Raw genomic sequence first — 22,179 nt, 5'->3', positions numbered from 1 at the left:
GAGGTACCCACTACTTCATCGAGTGCAGCCCGACTTTGTTGCCCTCGGTGTCCACAAAATGGGCAAAGAAGCCAAAGTCATTGCCAATCTCCGTCTTGGGCACCACCACCGCCCCACCCGCCTGCTCCACGCGCGCCAGCATCGGGGCCAGGTCATCACCGCCGTTCAGGTACACCATCGTCCCGTTTTGCGACGGCACGCTGCCCTCGCCCTGCACGAGGGCGCCACCGATGGCGGTAGGGTCGGTCGACAACATGCCCATTTTGGTCGTGCCCATTTCCATGGGCGCAATCGTGATGTCCAACACCGTCTCGTAGAAAGTCTTGGCGCGGGTGAAGTCGGTCACAGGGATCTCGAACCAGCTCAAGGCATGGGGCATAGGGCTCTCCTTGGGGTTGGGAAATCGAAAACCAGCACTGTGAACTTGTACGCTGACCAGCGCAATGGTGGCGCGTCACCTGGCGCCACTGGCCTTTTGTCGTTTGTACATTTCGTAAGCGACACCGGCCACCACCAGATTCGCAATCCCTAAACCCAGAAAACCAAGCACTCCCGCTCGCCAAAGGTTTGTGTGTGCTGTATTCAACGCTTGAGTATTGAAGCGAAGAACCCGCAAATGAGCGTCAAGACGCTCGGCTTCCGGCGGGCTCAGCTGGGAACGGTCCGCCAAAAATCGATCTTCCAAATCTGAAATCACCGCTGCGGTGGGGTGTTTGATGAGCGGGATCTGCACGAAACAGTAGCCAGCCAGGGAGAGCGCCAATAGTGCAAGGCTCAGAGATACGAGGAACAGACGCATGGTGAAGCTACCGGTGACGGGCGAGCGGAGGATTCCACGCAGCGCGCTGAATCACCACCCGGTACCCGTCCGCATCCTCAAACGTGCAGCCCTGCTGGCTCCAGTATGGATTGAACGATTCGACCTCCTTAAAGCCAGCGCCACGCATCGCCTGGCAACGTTCCGTCCACGCCTGATGATCGGGAACATAGAAGACAAACAGATCTTCGGGCGTTGACTGCGGCGTCACTGGGTGTCGGCGGCAGACGGTGAACTCAAAGTGGAAATCCGCGTCGCGAAGGCCCAGCATGGTCCCATCGAAGCCATCGTGGTCCGCAAAGTGGGCGAGTTCTTCAAAGCCCAGGCCTTGCTTGTACTGGGCGACAGTGCGGCAAAGGTCCAGCACGGGGCGCGCGATTCGCAGATGAATGCTCATAACTGGGGTGGTTGGTGGGCGCGGCCTCACTATAGCCACCGCAACAAGAAGACCCACGTGGAAGGACCGTGTTTTTTGGCCTGGAATTTGGCTTGATGGCAATGCCACACCCACCGCCAACTGCCACTCCCTTCCTTCTTCAAGGCTTCGGCAGCGCCCGGTCCTCCCGGCACGCCTTCAACGGCTTCGCCGTGGCTGATGCAATGCGCAGCACCCGCCCGTCGCTGCGGTCCACCACCACCTTCATGCACGCACACCCGTAGCCATAGTGGCCATTGGTTTTCTTCCACTGCGCGTCGGTGAACACGGGCCAGTCGCCTTCGGCACTGTCTCCGCCCTGGGTGGAGACTACCCACTCGCCATCACGGTCGGTCAGGGTGGCGTTGTTGGGGGTGGGGTTGTGAAACCAGCCGCAGCGGTTTTCCAGCGGCTGGGCAACACCAGCGGCGGATAGCGGTGTTTGCGATTGGGCCTGGACTGGGGTCGCCCACGGCACCAGCGCGAACAAGAGCATTGCCACCGCCGCCTTCGCGCCGTTCCCCATCCGGCCCACGCGCGGGGTTGCTTGCGCGCGCTGGGTTGCGTACAAAGCGGCCATCTCTGCATCCTTTCCATTTCAGATCAAAAGTGCTTCTAGCGCTTATACAGCAAGCGCTGGCAGCTATCAAAACAAAAGCGACTGCGGAGACCTTGTCACAAGACAGCGACCTCCAACGTCTGTAAAAGACCCGCAGGTCTCTCACGCACACCACCATGACCACACAGCCCGCATCCGCCGCCCCACCCGCCACCGACCCCTTCACCACCCTGCGCCCCCGCCTTTTCGGCATTGCCTACCGCATGCTGGGCGTGCGCGCCGATGCCGAGGATGTGCTGCAGGACGCCTGGCTGCGCTGGAGCCGCCAGGACCCCACCGCGCTGCAGTCGGCCGAGGCCTGGCTGGTGACGGTGGTCACGCGGCTGTCCATCGACCGGCTGCGGGCACTGAAGGCCGAGCGCGAGGCCTATGTGGGCTGGTGGCTGCCCGAGCCGCTGGTGGAGCTGCGCGACCACACCACCGGCGACGCGCAACACCACAACACACCGGAGGCAGCCGCCGAGCTGGCGGGCGAGCTGTCGGTGGCGTTTATGTACGTGCTGGAGCGCCTGGGGCCCGAGGAGCGCGCTGCATTCTTGCTGCGCCAGGTGTTTGACTACGACTACCCCGAGATCGCCGCACAGCTGGGGAAAACCGAGGCCAGCTGCCGCCAGATGGTGCACCGCGCCAGCGAACGTGTGCAGCAGGCGCGCACACGCTTTGAGGTGCCCCACGCCGTGCACCACCAGTTGCTGCAGCGTTTCATGCTGGCCGCCAAAAGTGGCGACCGCAACGCCATCGAGGCGCTGCTGAGCGAAGACGCGCAGCTGATTGGCGACGGCGGCGGCAAGGTACCGTCCTTCCCCAAGCCGCTGGTGGGGCCGTTTCGCATTGCCAACCTGTACTGGGCGCTGTTCCGCCGCCTGGGTGCGCAGGTGGCGTACCGCATGGCGCTCATCAATGGCGAGCCGGGGCTGCTGCGCTATGTGGATGGCCACCTTGAATCGGCGCAGGCATTTGTGACGGACGGGGAGCAGATAGTGGCCATCTACGCCGTGCGCAATCCGGACAAGCTGGCGGGCATTCCGGCCACGCTGGGGTGAAATCTCTTTGGAGATTTTTGGCGCCCCGTGTCACAGCGTCAGACCTGGCAACGTCTAACCAGTATGAAAGGCAGCAACACCACCGCCGCCTTCATGCCCAAGGTTTATCTACCCCGGACCATTGCCACCTACATCCAAGGAACCGCCATGTCATCGACCACCCAACACACCGCCCGCCTGCCCTATCACAAGCTGTCTTCCAAAGCCTTCATGGGCTTGGTGAGCCTTTCCGAAACCATCAAGAAGGGCCCGCTGGGCGCGCGCCTGGCCGAGCTGGTGTTTCTGCGCGTGTCGCAGATCAACGGCTGCGCATACTGCATGGACATGCACTGGACCTACCTGGTCAAGGACGGCATGGACCCGCGCCACCTGAACGCCGTGGCAGGGTGGCGCGAGGCGCCGTTCTTCGGTGAACGTGAACGCGCCGCGTTCCGCTGGGCCGAGATCATCACCGCCACGCCCCACAGCGATGCGAGCGACGAGGAATACGCCAAGCTGCAGACGGTGTTCAACGAAGCGGAAATCTCCGAACTGGGCTTTGCCATTGGCGTGATCAATGCGTGGAACCTGATCAACGCGGGCATGCGGGCGCCGATTCCGCAAGCGGGCTGAGCACAGGCGCAGGGCTTTTGCGCAGCGCAACCCCTGGCAATTACTCGATTGACGATCTGGCATCGCTCGGCCAGACTCGTCGCCATTGATGGGCCGCTGGTTCTGCGGGCGGCAATGCCGCGATGCAGCAATGGCCATATTGGCGCCCTGGGCAGCCCATGCCCACCTTCGAGAAAGCCCCATGAAACCCCTGCACCGAGCCACCATCGCCCTGATGGCGACCCTCGCGGCTGCCACCTGTGCTGCCCAATCCCCGGCCCAGGCCATCTCCACCACGCGCCAGGCTGACCGCATCACCTGGTCGGCTGCGGCCCCCCACGGTGCCGCCAAGCTGCGGCTGGCCCGCCCGGATGGCACGGTCAGCGACCTGCTGTTTGCGCGCGGCCCCGTGGTGCTGGAGCCCCAGCGTGCAGGGCTGGCCGATGGCCGCTATTTTTATGAATTGAGCCTGGAGCCCCCTGCGGCCATGGACCCCGCCCAGGCCCAGGCCACGATGCAGCAGCGCATCACGGCGGGCTCGTTCGTGGTCATTCAGGGCCAGTTGGTGGTGGATGCGACCGAGCCAGGCGCCCCTGTGCTGCCCACCAAGACCGGCAGCACCTTCACCACCAAGGACCAGGTGGTGGCCGACGACCTGATCGTGCAGGGCAGCCTGTGCGCGGGCTTTGATTGCGTCAACAACGAATCCTTTGGCTTTGACACGCTCCGGCTCAAGGAGAACAACCTCGGCATTCATTTCGACGACACCAGCGTTGGCACCTTTCCGGCCAACGACTGGCGGATCCGTGTCAATGACACCGCCTCGGGCGGGGCATCGTATTTCACGGTCGAGGATGCCACGGCCAACCGCCAGGTCTTCACCGTCAGTGCTGGCGCCCCCAGCAACAGCCTGTACGTCAGCTCGACGGGCCGGCTGGGCCTGCGCACTGCCACGCCGGTGCTGGACGTGCACACACTGACCGGCAACACCCCCGCCATTCGGCTGGAGCAGTCGTCGGCAGGCGGCTTCACGGCGCAGACCTGGGACATCGGCGCCAACGAGGCCAACTTCTTCGTGCGCGACGTCACCAACGGCTCGCGCCTGCCCTTGCGCATTCGCCCCGGCGCGCCCACCAGCAGCCTGGACATTGCGGCCTCGGGCGCAGTGGGCATAGGCACCGCTTCGCCCGGCGCGGCGCTGCACGTCCGGCGCACCGATGGCACGGCCCAGGTGCTGGTGCAGGAAACCAGCGGCACAACGGCCCCGCGCACGCTGCTGAACCTGGCCAACAACGGGCCAGCCGTGCTGCGCTTTACCACGGCACCGGCCACGGGCTGGGACATGACGTCAGGCACCGCGCTCACGCTGGCCACCCAGGGCGCTGGCACCCCCCAGTTCACGCTGGCGGCCAACGGCAACCTGGCCATCACCGGCACGCTGAGCACAGGCTCCAGCCGCACGCTCAAGACCGGCATCGAGCCGGTCAATGGCACCGCCCTGCTGGAGAAAGTGCTGGCCCTGCCGCTCTACCACTGGCGCTACAAATCCAGCCCCACACAAGAGCGCCACGTCGGCCCCATGGCCGAGGACTTCCGCAAGATCTTCCAGCTGGGGCAGGACGACAAAAGCCTGGCCCCCGGCGATCTGGCCGGCGTGACCCTGGGCGCCGTGCAGGCGCTGGCCCGCAAGGTGAACGAGCGCGAGGCAGACATCGCCGCGATCCGGGCCCGCATCTCCCTGCTCGAAGCGCAGATGGCCCCAACGGGCGCGCCGGGCGCTTCGGGCGTGCCCACCAAGACCGCCACGCCCGCAGCACGCTAGGGATTGTCAACATGCCTGCCCACCATTGCTTGCCCCTCCTGACCAGGCTGCGGCCGCGCACTGCCGCCCTGGTTGCCGCCACCCTGGCATCCCTGCTGAGCCCACCCCTCGTGCACGCACAAACCGGCAGCGAAGCGCAGCCCCCCGCCATTGCGGCACGGCTTCAGGCCACCCGGCTGGAGTGGACCTCCACCGCACCCCATGGCCGCGCCGTGCTGCGCATCGCCCGCGAGGGCGATGCGCCCCAGGACCTGGTGCTGTCCGGCCCGCTGGTGTTGTCGCTGCAAGACCATCCCTTGCCCGACGGGCGCTACACCTACGAGTTGACGCTGGCCCCCACCACCGCTGCCGTGCGGCCCGACGATGCAACCCCCGTGGCGGCCAACCCCGTGGGTGCCTCCAGCGCTACCGGGCCCAGGGGCGCCATGCTGGCCGGCAATGTGTCGGTGGCGGGCGGCGCGTTTGTGCTGCCACCCGCACTTTTGCCCCCGGGCGAAGGGGATACAGCCGACGGCCCCACCGCGCAGTCCGCCCCATCTTCAAAGGCCGCCCGCACCCTCCGCCTTGCCACCAAAGACCAGTTGGTCGCCGACGACCAGATCGTGCAAGGCAGCATCTGCATGGGGTTTGACTGCGTCAACAACGAGAGCTTTGGCTTCGACACCCTGCGCCTGAAGGAAAACAACCTGCGCATCAAGTTTGAAGACACCAGTGCGGGCGCGTTTCCCGGCAACGACTGGCAGATCATCGCCAACGACAGCGCCAGCGGCGGGGCCAGCTACCTCGGCATCGACGATGTCACAGGCAGCTTGACCCCCGTGCGCTGGCTGGCCGGAGCGCCCGCCAACAGCCTGGTTGTGGACCCGCAAGGGCGCGTGGGGGTGGGCACCGGCGTACCCGTGCTTGATCTGCATGTGCTGTCCTCCAACACCCCGGCGCTTCGGCAAGAGCAGAACAACACCAACGGCTACACAGCCCAGACCTGGGATGTGGCGGGCAACGAAGCCAATTTCTTCGTGCGCGATGTCACCGGAGGCTCCCTCCTTCCCCTACGCATCCGGCCGGGGGCGCCACATGCCAGCGTTGATATTGCGGGCAACGGCAGCGTGGGCCTGGGCACGCCGCGCCCTGCTGCCCCGTTGCACCTGCGGCGCGCGGACGGCAGCGGAGCCCTGCTGGTGGACAACACCAGCGCCACCGCCCTGCCCCGCGTGCAGATGGAGCTGCAGAACAACGGCGCCATCGCTGCGCGGCTTGCACATGGCACAGGCACCGCATACTGGACGCAACACGCTACGGCTTCGGCCTTCAGCCTGGCGCCCAGCGGCAGTGGCAGCAATGCGCTGTCGATGCAGGCAGGCGGCGGCCTGGTGGTGGCCGGCACGCTCAGCCAGGGCTCCAGCCGCACGCTCAAACACGACATCAGCCCCGCCCCGGTCCATGCAGTCCTTGGCGAAGTGTTGAACCTGCCGCTGTATGCCTGGCGCTACCTGAGCGATCTCAACGCCAGCCTGCACCTGGGGCCCATGGCCGAGGATGTACACCAGCGCTTTCAGGTGGGCGCCAGCCCCCGGACGCTTGCGCCCAGCGATGTCGCCGGCCTTGCGGCCGCCACGGTCCAGGCCCTCCACCAGAAGCTGGCCGCCAAGGATGCAGAACTCATGGCCCTGGCCGAACGCCTTTCGGCCCTGGAGCAGCAGCTCGCGCGCAAGAACGGGGGCGCGCGATGACGGCCCGCGCAGCGCAGGCACTGCGCACCGGATTGCGCCGCCTCACCACATGGATCGGCGTTGCCAGCCTGGTGCTGTGGGCTGCCAGCGTCGCCGCGCAGGACATCACCGTCACCCCGTCCAGCATTCCCACACCGGCGCTGGGTGTGCCCTACAGCGTGACCTTTGTCGCCAGCGATGGTGTGGCGCCCTACCAGTTCCTCGTCAGCGCAGGGCTTCTTCCGGCGGGCCTGAGCCTGTCGGGCACGGGCGATCTCACGGGCACGCCCACCAGCTCGGCGCCCTACAGCTTCACCATCACAGTGTCCGACGCCCTGGGGCGCGAGCTGGACCTGCTGGGTGCGGGCACCGTGACAGGTGCGCTGACCATCACCCCTCCGCCCGTGCTGGTCGCGAACACCGCATACAGCGGACAGATCCAGGTCACCGGCGGCACAGGCCCCTACACCTTCACCGTGAACTCCGGCCCCCTGCCCCCGGGCATGACCTTGGGGCCCAACGGCCTGCTGAGCGGAACACCGACCATACCGGGGCTCTATGTCCTGGTCATCCAGGTCACGGACGCCAACGGCCTGTCCTCCACCATCACACTGAACCTCCAAGTGATGGCCCTCTCCACGGGGATTCCGGTGAACGATCCATGGATGCTGGTGCTGGCGGCCCTGGGACTGGGCTGGCTGGGGCGGCGCCAGATACGGCAGCAGCAAGGACACGGGCGCTGATAGACCGGGCTGGGCCCCAGGGCACAGGAATTTGAACAAAATTCGGCCCTGGCGCTTAATGGATGGACTTAGGAAGCTATTATTTTCATAGCATTCACAAAAAGCGAAGCACCTGTAGCCTGCCTGACAGACTCGCCCGCCCTACCGCCCTACAGTGGGTGTCCTACCCCCACCATCGGAGACACCCCATGCTTAACATCCCTTCGCTGCAAGACAGCGTCAGCCCCGAAGAATGGCAGCTGCGCTGCGACCTGGCCGCGTGCTACCGGCTCGTTGCGCTGTACGGCTGGAGCGACCTGGTCTTCACCCACATCAGCGCCAAACTGCCCGAATCGGTGTCGGGTCCGGGCGAGCACCAGTTCCTCATCAACCCCTACGGCCTCATGTTCGACGAGATCACGGCATCGAGCCTGATCAAGGTGGACATGCAATGCAACAAGCTGCACGACTCGCCCTTCCCCGTGAACCCGGCCGGTTTTGTGATCCACAGCGCCGTGCACGAGGCCCGGCCCGAAGCCGGCTGCGTGCTGCACACCCACACGCGTGCCGGTGTGGCCGTCAGCGCCCAGAAGGGCGGCGTGCTGCCCATCAGCCAGCAAAGTACCTTCGTGCTGGGCTCGCTGGCGTACCACGCGTACGAGGGCGTGGCCTTCCGCGACGAAGAAAAGCCACGCCTGCAGGCCGACCTGGGCGAGGCCAACTTCCTCATGCTGCGCAACCACGGGCTGCTCACCGTGGGCAAGACGATTGCCGACGCGTTCCTGTCGATGTACACCTTCGAGAACACTTGCCGCATTCAGATCGACGCGCAGGCAGGTGGCGAATTGATCGCCGTAAACCCCCAGATCGTGAGCGGCGTGGCCCAGGCCATGCGTGTGCAGACGGGCGGCCTGGGCGGCGCCTTTGCCTGGCCTGCACTACTGCGAAAGGTGCAGCGCGACCTGCCAGGCTGGAATACCTGAGACGTCCTACAGCCCCCGACAGCGGGTGAGGTAAATACCCCTTGATGGCGTCAATACGCTGGCGCGGAGGGCCTCACTAACATGGGTCTGGTTGTGCGAGGTGGGCTGGTTGGTGGCGCAATGAGAAATTGGGCAGTTTTGCCCCGGGTATGTAAGCGCCCATATGGTCGTCCGAGATGCGACAAGCAATAAAGCCTCTGGGAGGTCCATCAGGCGATGCCCGCTAGCAAAAAACTAGCAGACCGAGATCAAGACTCCATCGCAACTATCCTATTCCACAGTCGTGCCTTGACGTATTCTTTTGCCTCTTCCTCGGAGTCAGCCGGAAAGACACAATAATTTTCATTGTCGAGCAGGTTCATCCAGGAAAAATCCTCATCGAGAAATGCAGCCTCTAACTCGTGGCGAATTTTCTGACGATACTCTCCGTTTGCCAGAGAAGCCACCAAAGCCGCCTCCTCACGCTCTTGCGACAAGCCGACATCTACCGACATGATGGAAACCAGTAGATTCTTGAGAACTGGATATTGATTCATTCGTTATCTCGCAGGGAAAATTGTCACAGGCTCCCACCGATTTGTGAGCGGATTGAACCCATAAGTAGCCTGAACGCTCCTGAGGTTTTCAATCAACTTCGGCGCCCCTTGCAATGTTGGATCAAGCTTACTGCCACCGATACGGGCATAACCTCGCCCCAAGTTGTAACCAAGATCACCGACATCCTCTGGAGTTAGCGTTACATACTGAGCCCCAGGGTTCTGAGTGATCTTTGTGGCCAAAGTGCCGTTGTTTCGAATGGCATCATCGGCGTAAGCTAAAAGTTGATCGGAATGGAAAGCGGAAGACATAGGGGGCAAGATGACCTTACCGCTCTTTCCATCAATCTTCACATGCCCATCGGGGGCAATCCCAGTTAGCGATCTATACATCAGCTGCGGATCTGTGACTGAGCCGCCGTGACGCTCAATTGAGTGCGCATCAGGATGCGCAGTTAACATATCTAAACGCTGTCGACTAATTGGGCGCTGCGGACCAACAAAATGCCGTTCCAATTCATTGCTACCGTATGAGCGCGACACATCGTTCGTCTTGCGGGTATCCCTCAGCCTCTCCAAATCCCCCACAGCCCCCCACTCGAACGCTGCGCTTCGTCGCGCCGCATCCCCAGACCCCACCGGCATCACATCGGCCAGTGTATTCAATCCCATCCGCGCGCTGGTGCCCAGGTTGCCCAGCGCCACTCGCCCAGCCGGGATGGCCGCTACCCCGCCCAATAGTCCGCCTACTTCCAACGCCGCTTGCGCAGCCGTGAAGCCTGCCGCCGTCCAACCATCACCGAACCGGTTCTCGCTGGCGGTTCTCAGCTGGTCCAGGGTTTGTCCCACGGGCTGCAGCATCTGGCCCAGGCTTTGCTGGATGGCGATGGCCCCAGGATTGTTGCTTTGCAGGCTCATGCGCTCTTGCAGGTCTGCCTGGATGGCGGTGTAGGCTTCTGTACCGTTGATGACCAATGCGGGCAGTGCCGCCAGTCCGCTGGCCGGGCGAGCCCACATGCCGTTGACGACTCCGTTCACCCCAAGCTGCACGGCTCCGTCAATCAGCATGGCGCCGGTTTGTATTGCGTTGCCTACGCTTTGCGACCAACTGCTCGACGGTTTGTCGCTGACCCAGACCTGCTCGCGCATGCCGGTGGGGTTGCCCAGGGCATCCACTCCACCCCCTGGCACGTCAACCATGCGGCCGCTCCAGGTGGGTGTCAAACCTGCGTAGCTGGCAGAGCGTCCACCGTACTGGGTATAGATCTCGGCAGCCTGCTCGGGGCTCATACCTTGTTGGCGCGCCTCGCTGGCTTGCTGGGCCAGCGCCTCCCGCTGGGCCCGCCCCGCACTCTCCTGCGCAATCGCCCGCCCACCCAGCTGCGCCGCGCCTGTATCCGACAGATCAAACTGCAGCACCTGCCCCGGCTGCACGATGGGCACGCCCTGCGCGTTGAGCTGTATCTGACCGCTAGCCAGCAACTGACCGTAGGCCGCTATCTGCTGCTGCTTGTCCAGCCCCGCTGCCTCCAGGGCTGCCAGCGGGCCCTGGCCCTTTCCGACCACTGCTTCAGTGATCGCTTGCGTTTCGGGGGCCATGCTGCCGTTCAGGGCGATGCCGCCATCGATCTCGTCACTCCAGTCAGACAGGGCTTCGTCTGAAACCCGCACGCCCAGTCCCCCGAGTCCTGGCCGCAGGCCCAGCCCCTGCGCATCCACCTCACTGGCCCCCAGGTTCCTCACCCAGTCGCTGGAGGGCCTGTCTCCTGGTTGTCCCTCACTCCCTGCCTGGCTTGGGTTCTGGCTTTGGCTTTGCCCCTTTCCTTGTGCGCCCCGCAGCTCTTCGCCCAGCACTTCGCCCAGGAAGTCACTCGCAAACCCCGCCGCCGGGTCATTGCTGCCCGCAACCTTCACTGCGCTGCTGGCAGCCCGGCCAATCAGGCGCAGCATGCTGGCTTCTTGCACGCTCAGGCCTTCGTTCTTGCTGAGCTCGGCGATCTGCACCTCCAGGCTCTTGCCCACTTCTCCCGCCACGCTGGCCAGCAGGCTGTTGGTCAGGCCGTCCTTGAACTTGCCCCCAGTGGCTTCTTGCAGCACACCCTGCAGGCCCGCCTTGCCCAGGTGGCCCAGGCTGCGCGTAGCCAGATCGCCGCCTTGCAGCAGCTCGTTCATGCCTGTGGCGTTCATCACCCCAAAGCTCACTCCGGCCGTCAGTGCCGAGCGCAGCAGGTCGCCCAGGTCGATCTTGCCCCCGGTGGTCAGCTGCATGGTGGCGCTGCTGATGGCGCCCAGCGCCATGCTTTGGCCCAGGCTGGTACTGGCGCTGGCGGCGGTGATGCCAAAGGCGCCTGCGGTGGCGAAGGTCATGACGCCTGCAAACACCATGGGCAGCGCTTTGTCCAGGAAGCTGGTGCTTTGCTTGATGTTGTTGGCCAGGTCCGTGCTCCAGCCGTTGACGGGGTCAAACCACAGGTATTCGTTGTTGATCAGATCCCGGTTTTGTTCGGGGGTGAGCTGGGTGGTCTGCCAGGTGCTGGCAGACCAGGGCCCGGGGTTGCCGTTTTCTGTGACGGTGGGGCCGCCGAGCACCAGCTGGCTTTCTCCCAGGCCGTAGTAGGCAGGGGTGATCTGGGGGCCCGCATCGGTTTCTCCGGTGCGCACTTCGTCATGGAACTGCAGGGGCTCTTTGCCGTGCAGTTGGGCAAAGGCTCTTTGCGCGGGGCTGTCGCCGCTGGCGTAGGCCTTGGCGAATTCGGCGGGGTCGCTCAGGCGCCAAAGGTTCTGGTGTTGCCCGCCAGCGGCGAGCGCCTGGGCTTCAATGGCCTGGAGGTCGCTGGCCTGATTGGCGCTGGGCGGGTGGGTGACGCTGTGCAGTGTCTGCTCGGTGATGTGCTCGGCATCGCCTCCGCTGGAGTGCCGTGCGATCAGTTCGCTGCCTGCCACTTCGGGGCCGGGGTTTTGCTGGGCGTGGTCCAGGGCCTGCAGGAATTGGTCGCGTACGGCGTTGTGCGCTTCTTGCAGCTGGGTCAGCCGGGCGCCCAGGTCGGGGCCAAAGCGCGCGAGGATGCCTTGGCCGACGTCGGTGTCGGTGTTCAGCGGGCGCAGGGGCGGGCCGAACTGGGCCACCATCTCTTGGTTGGCGGGCTCGGCCAGCAGCAGTTCCAGGGCAGCGATCTCGGTGGGGCTGGCGTTGGGGGCTGCTGCCTGGGCGCCCGCAGTGCCAGTGGCTGGGTTCTCGGGGGGGATCTGCAGGGGTTTGGTCTGCACCAGGTCGATGCCGAGACCTGTTGCGTTCTCCGGGGTGACGGTCAGGGGCTTGGTGTGCGCAAAGTCGATGCCCAGGCCTGCTGCGTTCTCAGGGGTGACCAGCAGAGGCTTGGTCTGTGCCTGCACCATCAGGGCCAGTGTGTCGCTGGGGGTGTGGTCGGTGGGGGCGAAGAGGGAGGTGCTGGCCAAGGCCGTGTCAGCGTAGGGGTCGGGCTGGCCATAGCCGCCTGGGCCGCTGTCGGTGAAGGCGCCAGCGTTGTCCTGGGGCTGGTCTGTATAGCTGTTGAATGCACTGCCAGGAGCGGGCGGGCTGGCCAGATCGCCAGGGGCTGGCGCGTAGGTGGAGGCTGAGGGGGCGACTTGCATGGCGCGCGACTGTGCCTACAGGCTTCAGCGCGCGAAACTGGGAAGGCTCCTAGCTAGGAGTGTTCCTAGCTAGGAATGACCCCTACATGGGACGGGCCGGTGTGGGCGGCGGTGAATGCAAGGAATCGGGCTGCAGGGGCCGTGGGGAATGCGTAAGCAGCTATGGAATCAGGAGCGGTCTGCGCGCGGGGAATGCAGGAGGTGGGCTGCGCGGGTTACAGACTTTTACCAGGGTGAGGGCTGCAGAGGAATGACCGAGGCCGCCACGCACTGTCGGCCGACAAAAAAACAGCGAAGCGCATAGCATCGACAGCTTCAACGTTTGCCACTCTTTCACCAATTCAAGGACCGATCCATGAAGCTCTACTACTCCCCCGGCGCCTGCTCCCTGTCTCCCCACATCGCCCTGCAAGAGGCCGGTCTGGCCTACACCCCCGTGCTGGCAAGCACCAAGAGCCACAAGCTGCAGGATGGCACCGACTACTACACCATCAATGCGCTGGGTTACGTGCCCGTGCTGGAGCTGGACAACGGCGAGCGCCTGCGCGAAGGCCCGGCCATCGTGCAATACATCGCCGACCAGGTGCCCGACAAGCAACTGGCCCCCGCCAACGGCACCCTGGCGCGCTACCGCCTGCAGGAGTGGCTGACCTTCATCGGCACCGAGCTGCATAAGGGCTTCAGCCCCCTGTTCAACCCCGCCACTCCCGAGGACTACAAACCCATGGTGCGCGAGCGGCTGCTGCAACGCCTGCAGTGGGTAGATGGCCAGCTGGCGGGCAAGCAATACCTGATGGGCGACCAGTTCACCGTGGCCGACGGTTACCTGTTCACCGTGACCAACTGGACCCAACCCACCAAGCTCGACATCTCCGGCCTGGCGAATCTGGCGGCCTACCGCGAGCGTGTGGGTGCACGGCCTGCGGTGCAGGCGGCCATGAAGGCAGAAGGCCTGCTGAAATAGGGATACCCCCTGAGGCGCTGCGCGCCTTCCCCCCGCTCTCGCTACGCGGGCAGCGGGACACACCCTCGCTGCGGGGCGGCCCTTGCTCGGCGTTTCTGGTCTAGGCCGCGCCAGTATCGATTGGGAGCGCATAGCACGACACACGGCCAAAACTCCAGATGCGCTAGAGCGGCTTCTGCCGCCACGCCACCAGCGCCCCCACCCACAACGCGCAGGCCGAGAAGACTAGCCCGCGCGCCAGGCCTCCAGGGCCATCGGCAATCCAGCCCACCACCGTGGGCCCCACGATCTGCCCCGCCGCAAACACGATGGTGAACGCGCTGATGCCGCTGGCCCACAGCGCCTGCGGCAGGTTGTGCCGCACCAGCGCCGTGGTCGATGCCACCACCGACAAAAACACCCCGCCAAACAGCAGCCCCGAGGCCAGCACCACCGGCCACGCGCCCGTGATGGCGGGCAGGATGGTGGCCACGCCCAGCAGCGCATTGAGCCGCGCCAGTGCCTCTCCGCCCCGGCTGCGGTCCAGCAGCCCGGCCCAGATGCGTGAGGACAGCACCACGGCCAGCCCCAGCAAGGCGTAGAACAGCGTCACCTCGCCCGCACCCCGGCCCTGCTCGCGCAGCAACGCCACCACAAAGGTCATGTAGCCGATGTAGCCCACGCCAAAGAGGCCATAACCCAGCAGCGCAGGAGCCAGCGCCCGCCAGCGCACGCGGTCGGGCACTGCAGCCTCCGGTGTGATCCCGGATGCGGCGGCCACGGGTGCAGCCAACCCGTTCAACGCCCGCGCAGGCCACAGCAGCACCGCCGTGGCCGCCACGCAGGCCAGCGCCAGCACCCACCACGCCCAGGTCCAGCTGTGCGGCGCAGGCGCCACGCCCAGCACCGCAGGCACCAGCAAGGCCGACAGGCTGATGCCCCAGCCCGTGCCGCCGTAGTACAGGCCCAGCAGCAAACCGCTGCGCCCCGGCACCTGGGCGCCCAGGCGTGCCGCCAGCAGGCCCCCCGCAATGAACACCAGCGCACTGGCACCACCGGCCAGCAGGCGCTGCACCAGCAGGGGCGCTGCCTGCGTGAAAAATCCGCTCAGGCCCATGAACACCGTGGCCATCACCGCACCTGCCACCAGCACCGTCCCCGGGGCCACGCGCCGCAACAGCAGCGGCGTGGCAAGAGCCCCCAGCAGATAGCCCAGCGCGTTCACCGTGTTCATGCCACCCGCCAGCGTGTACGACCAGCCCAGGTCCTCCCGCATGGGCGGCAACAACAAGGCATAGGCAAACCGCGTGATACCCAGCGAGATGGCCGCACCCATCGACAAGGTCACGGCCAACCACAGGCTGCGCAACGGGGAGACGAACAACGGTGCGGAAGGCGGTGGCAAGGGCATGGCGGTCCATTCTCGTGCAACGGCCCCCGCGCCGCTGGCACGACAGTCTGAGCGACCGGGCTAACACAAAACCTGTGCCCTTGTTGACGCAAGTGTGCTGCACGTTTTGCGCTGCAGCATTAAGCTGGAAGGCTGCTTTTCTTGCACACAGCCCTCAGGACACCCTCACCATGACCTCATTGTTTGAACCCACCCGCGCGGGCGACCTTCAGCTGGCCAACCGCATCGCCATGGCGCCGCTCACGCGCAACCGCTCGCCCGAGGCCATCCCCACCGACCTGGTCGCCACCTACTACGCGCAGCGCGCCAGTGCCGGCCTCATCATTTCCGAGGCCACAGCCATCAGCCCGCAAGCCCAGGGCTATGCCGATGTGCCCGGCCTGTACGGCACCGAGCAGCTGGACGGCTGGAAGAAGGTCACCCGCGCCGTGCACGATGCCGGCGGCAAGATCGTGGTGCAGCTGTGGCACGTGGGCCGTGTCTCGCACACCGACCTGCAACCCGGCAACGCAGCACCCGTGGCGCCCTCGGCCGTGCAGGCCAACACCAAGACCGTGCTCATCAAGGACGGCGTGCCCACCTTCACACCCACCTCCATGCCCCGCGCGCTCGATGCCGAAGAGATCCCCGGCATCGTGCAGGACTACCGCCACGCCGCGCGCAACGCCATTGCGTCGGGCTTTGACGGTGTGGAGATCCACGCGGCCAACGGCTACCTGATCGACCAGTTCCTCAAGACCGGTGCCAACCAGCGCACCGACGACTACGGCGGCAGCATTGCCAACCGCGCCCGTCTGCTGCTGGAAGTGACCCGCGCCATCGTCGAGGAAATCGGCGGTGGCCGCACCGGCATCCGCCTGTCGCCCGTCACCCCCGCCAACGACATCGTGGACGCCGACCCACAGCCCTTGTTCGACCACGTGGTACGCCACCTCGGCCCGCTGGGCCTGGCCTACATCCACATCATCGAAGGCGCCACCGGCGGCCCGCGCGAGGTGGAAGGCCGCCCGTTTGACTACGCCGCCCTCAAGGCAGCCTACCGCGCCGCCGGTGGCAAGGGCGCCTGGATGGTCAACAACGCCTACACCCGCGAGCTGGCCGATGCCGCACTGGCCCACGGTGCCGACATTGTTGCCTTTGGCCGCCCCTTCATCGCCAACCCCGACCTGGTGGCGCGCCTGGAGAGCAACGCCCCGCTGAACGAAATCAACCGCGCGACGCTGTACGGAGGCGGTGCTGAGGGGTACACCGACTATCCAGCCTTGGCAGCGGGCTGAACAGCCCTGTCCACCAAGCGGCAGTCTCGCCACACAACGGTGGATACCGGCGCGCCCCAAGCCAGGGCCGCCGCGCAAGGGCCGCCCCGCCACGCTGGCGGCGTCCCCCTTGAGGGGGAAGGCGCCGCAGGCGACTCAGGGGGGGCTTCCAAGCCCTATCGGGCTGGGCGCCCGCATCACGATCCGGGTGAACAACCGGTCATACGCCGCATCGCGCGGCTTGCCCGGGGCCAGCGGGTTGGTGTTGCTGGCAAAGGCCGCATCGATGGCCACCCAATCACCGGGCTGCAGGCACTCCTGCGCCGCCGGCAGGACCACGGTTTCCTCGGTGCGCATGTGCTCCAGGTAAAAGCTCACATAGCGCTGCAGCGCGTCGGCAAAGGCCTCGCGGCGGCCATCACCCATCAGCTCCCAGCCCAGCAGCAGGTGCTGCAGCTCCCGCACCGCTGCCTCGCCACCTTCGTGGTCGCGCTCCAGCTGCGCAATGGCCTCAGCGGCCTGGGGCGCGCGCTCGGCCACCTTGGGGAAGAGCCACTGCGACTCTTTGGGGTGGTGCTGCCGTTCGGGAAACTCGTCGATGTAGAACAGCATGGCCCGCATCACGTCAAAGAACGCGGCAGGCGCATCGCCCGGGCCCTGGTCCAGCATCAGGCGCAAGGAATGGAGCACCGCCGCAAGCGACGCATGCTCTTCGCGAATGGTCCGCAGGCTGATCGACGGCATGGTGCACTCCCCAGGGTGATACGGGGTTTCAAGATTGCCACGATGCGCGCCTACACCGCCTGACGCAGATCAAGAGATACAGGGGCCACCCACGCCCCCGGCCCCAAGACGCCTCGCGCGCCTGAAGCCAGGATCATCGGGGCCGTCAGCTGCGGCCCTGATACCCGATCCTCAAAGGCTGTTGCGCAACTGGATGATGGCGGCACCGACCGCGCTGGAGGCCTGCGAGAACGGGGTATTGCCCGCCAATGCCTGTTCGGCGTCCGCGTAGTTGCCCCGGTTGATGGTTTGGGCAATGGCGCCTGCCACTTCATGGAAATCGCGGTGCTTGTCCAGCAACGACTGGAAGGCAGGCAAGGCGCCATAAGACCCCTGTCCTTTCCCATGCAGCCAACGGCCCAGCTCGCAGCAGTCATCGCGCCTGATCGTGTCGGCATCAAGCTGCTGATGCTTCTTGGCGGCGTCGCGCAACTTGGTGCGCCACTGCGCATGGGCCTTGATGGCCGAATCAAGGTCAACACCCTGAACGGATGGAGCCGCCAGCGCCATGGATGTACCCTGCTGCAGGGCGACGGTCTGCCGCACGCCAACGGAATGCCGATCGTCGGCCAGATGGAACTGCTGCACCACCTGCGACAGCCGCGCGGCCTGCTCGCGCAGTGATTCGGCGGCGGCGGCAGACTCTTCCACCAGCGCCGCGTTCTGCTGCGTCATGCGGTCGATCTCGCCCACCGAGCCATTCACCTGGCCGATGCCGGCCGACTGCTCGGACGCCGCTGCCGTGATCTCGCCAATGATGTCGCCCACGCGCTGCACACTGCTCACGATGTCCTTCATGGCCGTGCCCGCTTCTTCCACGTGGCGCACGCCACCGTCCACGGCCGCCACGCTGTTCTGGATCAACCCCTTGATGTCGCTGGCTGCTGCGGCAGAGCGCTGCGCCAGGCTGCGCACTTCGCTGGCCACCACCGCAAAGCCCCGGCCCTGTTCCCCCGCGCGGGCGGCCTCGACGGCAGCGTTCAGCGCGAGGATGTTGGTCTGGAACGCAATCGAGTCGATCAGGCCGATGATGTCGCCGATCTTGCGGCTGGAGGTGGAGATCTCGTGCATGCTGGCCACGGCCTGCTGCACCACGCCACCGCCGTGCGTGGCCATCTGCGAGGCCGAGGCCGCCAACTGGTTCGCCATCTGCGACGACGACGCCGTCTGCTGCACCGTGGCGGTCAGCTGCGACAGCGAAGACACGGCCTCCTGGGCGTTGCTGGCCGTCTGCTCGGTGCGCTGCGACAGGTCCTGGTTGCCCGTGGCAATCTCCTGGCTGGCTGTGGCGATGTTGCCGCTGGCATCGCGCACCTGCGCCACCAGCGCGCCCAGGCCCTGCTGCATGTCGCGCAGAGCGCGCTGCAGGTCGGCCACTTCATCCTTGCCCTCGGCCGCAATGTGCTGCGAGAGGTCGCCCCCCGCAATCGCCTGCGCCATCCTGCGTGCGTCTTCCAACGGGCGGCAGATGGAGTTCATGTTCATCAGCGTGGTGGGCACCACCACCACCACGGTGATCAGCACGGCCAGCACAAACAGCCACTTGGTCTGATCAGACACCTCGCCCTGCTGCTCCACCGACTTGGCCACCTCGGCGCGCAGCACGGAATCAAGCTCCGCCATCAGCTTGTCGGCCTCGGCAAACTCGGCCACGGCCTTGCCGCTCATGCGGTTGGCAATCGTGGCCGTGTCATAGCCGCTGGCCTCCAGCTGGCGCGCCACGTGCGCGAACAGCTCGCGGTAGCTGTCCAGGCGCTTGACGATGTTGCGCACCACAGGGTTGTCAGAGTCTTCCTCGCCTTCCAGGAACTTGTTGGCAATCTTCTTGGCCTTGTCCTGGCTTTCCAGCCATTTGGCGTGCGCCGCTTTCACCGCCTCGGGCTTTTCGTAGCCAATGATCATGTCCTTCTCGAACTGGCGAATGGCCCCCATCTCGCCCCGCAGCTCGGCCATGTAGCCCACCTCGGCAAAGGAGTGGTCCATGAAGTCCTGGCTCATGTTGTGGATGCGGAACATGCCCAGCATGCCCGCGCCCCCCAGCAGCCCCAGCAGGCCCAGCACCACGCCAATGGCCCCCAGCATGCGCAAACGTATGGTGAACTGCCGCATGAGCGAGAAGAGATTCATGATCTGTCGTCCTTCATATATTGGTATGCCTGTGCGCCCGTCGCACCTCCCCCGAGGCCACGGATTCGCAACAAATCGTTGCAGTTTGCCAGACATCGATGACCGTGTTGTACGTATTTATCACATGCGCCACCGCTTGAGTAAGAGGGCATTCGCCATCACGCTCACCGAACTCAGCGCCATCGCAGCCCCCGCCACCACCGGGCTCAGAAAGCCCAGGGCCGCCAGCGGGATGCCCGCCACGTTGTATGCAAACGCCCAGAACAGGTTCTGCCGGATCTTCATCACCGTGCGGTGCGAGATATCGAGCGCCGCTGCCACCAGCATCGGGTCGCCCCGCATCAGCGTGATGCCCGCCGCGTGCATGGCCACGTCGGTTCCATTGCCCATGGCCATGCCCACATCCGCAGCCGCGAGGGCTGGGGCATCGTTAACGCCGTCGCCCACCATCGCCACTTGATGGCGCTTGCCATCAGGCCCTTGTTGCAATGCCACCACCTTCGCGGCCTTGTCACCCGGCAGCACCTCGGCCATCACCTCGCCCGCGTCGGGGTCCAGCCCCAGGCGCCGGGCCATGGCCTCGGCCGCGCCGCGGTTGTCACCCGAAATCATCACGGTGCGGATGCCACGCGCCTTCAGTGCCGCCAGCGCCTCGCGCGCACCGGGCTTGGGTTCATCACCAAAAGCCATCAGGGCCCGAAGCGCTAACCCTTCCGTCACGCGCTGGGCCACAGCCGATACGGTGGCCCCCTCGTTCTGCAGCTGCTGTGCCCGCACCGCGAGCGCACCCAGGTCCACCCCCAGCTCCTGCATCCAGCGGAGGCTGCCCACCAGGTAGCTCTGGCCGTCCACCTCGCCCTCGGTGCCGCGCCCAGGCACGGCGCGCACGTCCTGCGCGGTGGCCACGCTGATCTGCCGCTCGCCCGCAGCCGCCACCACGGCACGCGCCAGCGGGTGTTCGCTGCCGCTTTGCACCGCAGCCACCGCCGCCATCACGGCCGCATCGTCGAAGCCTGGCACCACCTCAAACGCTGTCAGCCGAGGCTGGCCCACGGTCAGCGTGCCGGTCTTGTCAAAGGCCACCACATCCACCTTGTGCGCCAGCTCCAGCGCCTGCACGTCCTTGATCAGGATGCCGTGTTTGGCCGCCACGCCCGTGCCCGCCATGATGGCCGCAGGCGTGGCCAGCCCCAGCGCACAGGGGCAGGCAATCACCATCACGGCCACGGCGTGGATCAGCGCGGCCTCCATGCCCACGCCCATCCACAGCCAGCCCAGCAGGGTGACCACCGCCACCACCAGCACCACGGGCACAAACACGGCCGACACCTGGTCCACCAGCCGCTGAATCGGCGCCTTGGCCGCCTGCGCGTCTTCCACCAGCCGGATGATCTGGGCCAGCACCGTCTCGGCGCCCACGGCCGTCACCGCCATCACGATGCGGCCATCACCATTGATCGAACCGCCCGTGAGCGCCGCGCCCACATCGCGCGCCACCGGCAAGGGCTCGCCCGTCAGCATGGATTCGTCCACCTGCGTGTGGCCCTCGTGCACCGTGCCATCCACGGGGATGCGCTCTCCCGGCCGCACCACCAGCTGGTCACCCACCAGCACCTCGGACACCGGCACATCCACCTCGCCCTGCTTGGTCAGCAAATGCACCACATCCGGCCGCAGCGCATGCAGCGCGCGGATGGCGGCCGTGGTCTGGCGCTTGGCGCGCGCCTCCAGCCACTTGCCCAGCAGCACCAGCGTGACCACCACGGCCGAGGCCTCGAAGTACAGGTGCGGCACATGCCCCGGGTGGCCCGTGGGCGCCGTCAGCCACAGCCACATCGACAGGCCCCAGCCCGCGCTCGTGCCCAACGCCACCAGCAAGTCCATGTTGCCGCTCAGCGCCTTGGCCGCATGCCAGCCCGCCTTGTAAAACCGTGCCCCCAGGATGAACTGCACCGGCGTGGCCAGCACAAACTGCACCCAGGCGGGCAGCATCCAGTGCTGGCCGAACAGGTCACCGATCATGGGCAGCACCAGCGGCGCCGACAGCAGCAGGCCAATGCCCACGGGCATGAAGCCCGCCCAGGGTGACAAGTCCTCCGGAGCATCCTCCTGCCCCGCCGCACGCGGCTCGTAGCCCGCATTGCGCACCGCGCGGCGCAGCACGGCCTCCATGGCAGCGGCGTCGGCGCCCACCTGCGTGACAAAGGCAATGCGCGCAGACTCGGTCGCCAGGTTGACCGAGGCCTCCTGCACGCCCGGCACCTTGCGCAGTGCACGCTCCACACGGCCCACGCAGCTTGCGCAGGTCATGCCAGAAATGCCCAGGTCCAGCGAGTGCACAGACCCGGGCGCGGTGTTGGGGGGGGTGGTGATGGTGTTCATGGCGGGGATGCTGATCCTTGACGTGATGGCAAGGTCAAGCATTGATCTTGATCAACCCTCACATCATGAGTGTCTTGAGCGGTGTTTGACTCTGCCACGATGTCAAGCTTCAACATTCACTTGGGTCGCTTCAACGGCCCTTTTTAAAACCAACCCGAGGACACCCCATGACAACCACCACTACTTTCCAAGTTCAAGGCATGACCTGTGGCCACTGCGAACGCGCCGTCACCCAGGCCGTGCAGCAGATAGATCCCGACGCCCAGGTGCGCATCGACCGCGCCAGCGGCAAGGTGGACGTGGACAGTACCGCCCCCCGCGAGGCCCTGGCCGCCGCCATTGCCGAAGAAGGCTACACCGTCGCGGCCTGAGCGCCGCGCCACCACA

At 65.7% G+C, this 22,179-nt stretch carries 18 protein-coding genes and 2 pseudogenes; 9 read left to right on the top strand and 11 right to left on the bottom strand.

All coding sequences use genetic code 11. The annotated features are described in order from the left end of the window. Positions 1 to 10: 10 nt before the first annotated feature. From ACT89O_RS00455 to ACT89O_RS00440, 4 genes are all read right to left on the bottom strand, one after another. Positions 11 to 379, bottom strand: coding sequence for a VOC family protein (locus ACT89O_RS00455; protein ID WP_487261517.1), 369 nt, complete (start codon positions 377 to 379; stop codon positions 11 to 13). A 75-nt stretch (positions 380 to 454) separates the two neighbouring features. Then, the gene (locus tag ACT89O_RS00450) at positions 455 to 799 is read right to left on the bottom strand and encodes a hypothetical protein (RefSeq protein WP_409860479.1); all 345 of its coding nucleotides are present in this window, start codon (positions 797 to 799) and stop codon (positions 455 to 457) included. Between the two features lie 7 nt (positions 800 to 806). Further along, positions 807 to 1,214: a VOC family protein gene (locus ACT89O_RS00445; protein ID WP_487261516.1), complete on the bottom strand. Its 408-nt coding sequence runs from the start codon at positions 1,212 to 1,214 to the stop codon at positions 807 to 809. A 139-nt stretch (positions 1,215 to 1,353) separates the two neighbouring features. After that, positions 1,354 to 1,812 carry a DUF4087 domain-containing protein gene (locus tag ACT89O_RS00440; RefSeq protein WP_487261515.1) on the bottom strand — a complete coding sequence of 153 codons (459 nt, stop codon included), beginning with the start codon at positions 1,810 to 1,812 and terminating at the stop codon, positions 1,354 to 1,356. 155 nt (positions 1,813 to 1,967) lie between these two features. Here ACT89O_RS00440 and ACT89O_RS00435 point away from each other — a divergent pair, with 155 nt between their 5' ends. The 6 genes from ACT89O_RS00435 to ACT89O_RS00410 all read left to right on the top strand — a co-directional run bounded on the left by ACT89O_RS00435 (position 1,968) and on the right by ACT89O_RS00410 (position 8,721). After that, on the top strand, positions 1,968 to 2,894 hold the full coding sequence (locus tag ACT89O_RS00435; RefSeq protein WP_487261514.1) for an RNA polymerase sigma-70 factor: 927 nt from the start codon (positions 1,968 to 1,970) through the stop codon (positions 2,892 to 2,894). Between the two features lie 147 nt (positions 2,895 to 3,041). Continuing rightward, the gene (locus tag ACT89O_RS00430; RefSeq protein ID WP_228897032.1) at positions 3,042 to 3,506 is read left to right on the top strand and encodes a carboxymuconolactone decarboxylase family protein; all 465 of its coding nucleotides are present in this window, start codon (positions 3,042 to 3,044) and stop codon (positions 3,504 to 3,506) included. A 181-nt stretch (positions 3,507 to 3,687) separates the two neighbouring features. Continuing rightward, positions 3,688 to 5,307 (top strand): tail fiber domain-containing protein, encoded by a 1,620-nt coding sequence (locus ACT89O_RS00425; protein ID WP_487261513.1) that lies wholly within the window; start codon positions 3,688 to 3,690, stop codon positions 5,305 to 5,307. A 29-nt stretch (positions 5,308 to 5,336) separates the two neighbouring features. Continuing rightward, the gene (locus ACT89O_RS00420; RefSeq protein WP_487261512.1) at positions 5,337 to 7,037 is read left to right on the top strand and encodes a tail fiber domain-containing protein; all 1,701 of its coding nucleotides are present in this window, start codon (positions 5,337 to 5,339) and stop codon (positions 7,035 to 7,037) included. After that, a complete protein-coding gene (locus ACT89O_RS00415; protein ID WP_487261511.1) occupies positions 7,034 to 7,759 on the top strand; it encodes an Ig domain-containing protein in 726 nt (241 codons plus the stop codon). The genes ACT89O_RS00420 and ACT89O_RS00415 overlap by 4 nt, the downstream gene beginning before the upstream one ends. Before the next feature lie 188 nt (positions 7,760 to 7,947). Further along, positions 7,948 to 8,721, top strand: coding sequence for a class II aldolase/adducin family protein (locus ACT89O_RS00410; protein ID WP_218301397.1), 774 nt, complete (start codon positions 7,948 to 7,950; stop codon positions 8,719 to 8,721). 248 nt (positions 8,722 to 8,969) lie between these two features. Here the strand turns inward: ACT89O_RS00410 and ACT89O_RS00405 are convergent, their stop codons facing one another. Both ACT89O_RS00405 and ACT89O_RS00400 read right to left on the bottom strand, forming a co-directional pair. After that, a complete protein-coding gene (locus tag ACT89O_RS00405; RefSeq protein ID WP_218301398.1) occupies positions 8,970 to 9,215 on the bottom strand; it encodes a hypothetical protein in 246 nt (81 codons plus the stop codon). A 45-nt stretch (positions 9,216 to 9,260) separates the two neighbouring features. Then, entirely contained in the window at positions 9,261 to 12,890 is a 3,630-nt protein-coding gene (locus tag ACT89O_RS00400) for a hypothetical protein (protein ID WP_487261510.1), read from the bottom strand. 355 nt (positions 12,891 to 13,245) lie between these two features. Here ACT89O_RS00400 and gstA point away from each other — a divergent pair, with 355 nt between their 5' ends. Further along, positions 13,246 to 13,854, top strand: a complete 609-nt coding sequence (gene gstA, locus ACT89O_RS00395; protein ID WP_121421762.1) for a glutathione transferase GstA — start codon at positions 13,246 to 13,248, stop codon at positions 13,852 to 13,854. A gap of 163 nt (positions 13,855 to 14,017) precedes the next feature. Here gstA and ACT89O_RS00390 read toward each other — a convergent pair whose 3' ends face one another. Next, positions 14,018 to 15,244, bottom strand: coding sequence for a YbfB/YjiJ family MFS transporter (locus tag ACT89O_RS00390; RefSeq protein WP_487261509.1), 1,227 nt, complete (start codon positions 15,242 to 15,244; stop codon positions 14,018 to 14,020). 170 nt (positions 15,245 to 15,414) lie between these two features. Here ACT89O_RS00390 and ACT89O_RS00385 point away from each other — a divergent pair, with 170 nt between their 5' ends. Then, complete coding sequence (locus ACT89O_RS00385) at positions 15,415 to 16,521, top strand: alkene reductase (RefSeq protein ID WP_487261508.1); 1,107 nt, start codon at positions 15,415 to 15,417, stop codon at positions 16,519 to 16,521. A 135-nt stretch (positions 16,522 to 16,656) separates the two neighbouring features. Here the strand turns inward: ACT89O_RS00385 and ACT89O_RS00380 are convergent, their stop codons facing one another. The 4 genes and pseudogenes from ACT89O_RS00380 to ACT89O_RS00365 all read right to left on the bottom strand — a co-directional run bounded on the left by ACT89O_RS00380 (position 16,657) and on the right by ACT89O_RS00365 (position 21,792). Beyond that, the gene (locus ACT89O_RS00380) at positions 16,657 to 17,244 is read right to left on the bottom strand and encodes a hemerythrin domain-containing protein (protein ID WP_218300695.1); all 588 of its coding nucleotides are present in this window, start codon (positions 17,242 to 17,244) and stop codon (positions 16,657 to 16,659) included. A 171-nt stretch (positions 17,245 to 17,415) separates the two neighbouring features. Then, a pseudogene (locus ACT89O_RS00375) lies at positions 17,416 to 17,724 on the bottom strand (CZB domain-containing protein); the annotation flags it as partial. 123 nt (positions 17,725 to 17,847) lie between these two features. Next, positions 17,848 to 19,410, bottom strand: a pseudogene (locus ACT89O_RS00370) (methyl-accepting chemotaxis protein); the annotation flags it as partial. Positions 19,411 to 19,530: 120 nt separating this feature from the next. Then, on the bottom strand, positions 19,531 to 21,792 hold the full coding sequence (locus tag ACT89O_RS00365) for a heavy metal translocating P-type ATPase (RefSeq protein ID WP_487261507.1): 2,262 nt from the start codon (positions 21,790 to 21,792) through the stop codon (positions 19,531 to 19,533). 167 nt (positions 21,793 to 21,959) lie between these two features. Here ACT89O_RS00365 and ACT89O_RS00360 point away from each other — a divergent pair, with 167 nt between their 5' ends. Continuing rightward, positions 21,960 to 22,163, top strand: a complete 204-nt coding sequence (locus tag ACT89O_RS00360) for a heavy-metal-associated domain-containing protein (protein WP_029414201.1) — start codon at positions 21,960 to 21,962, stop codon at positions 22,161 to 22,163. Positions 22,164 to 22,179 lie beyond the last annotated feature (16 nt).

The sequence above is a fragment of the Acidovorax sp. NN32 genome, from assembly GCF_057597245.1.
This window is presented reverse-complemented; position numbering and strand designations above follow the sequence as displayed.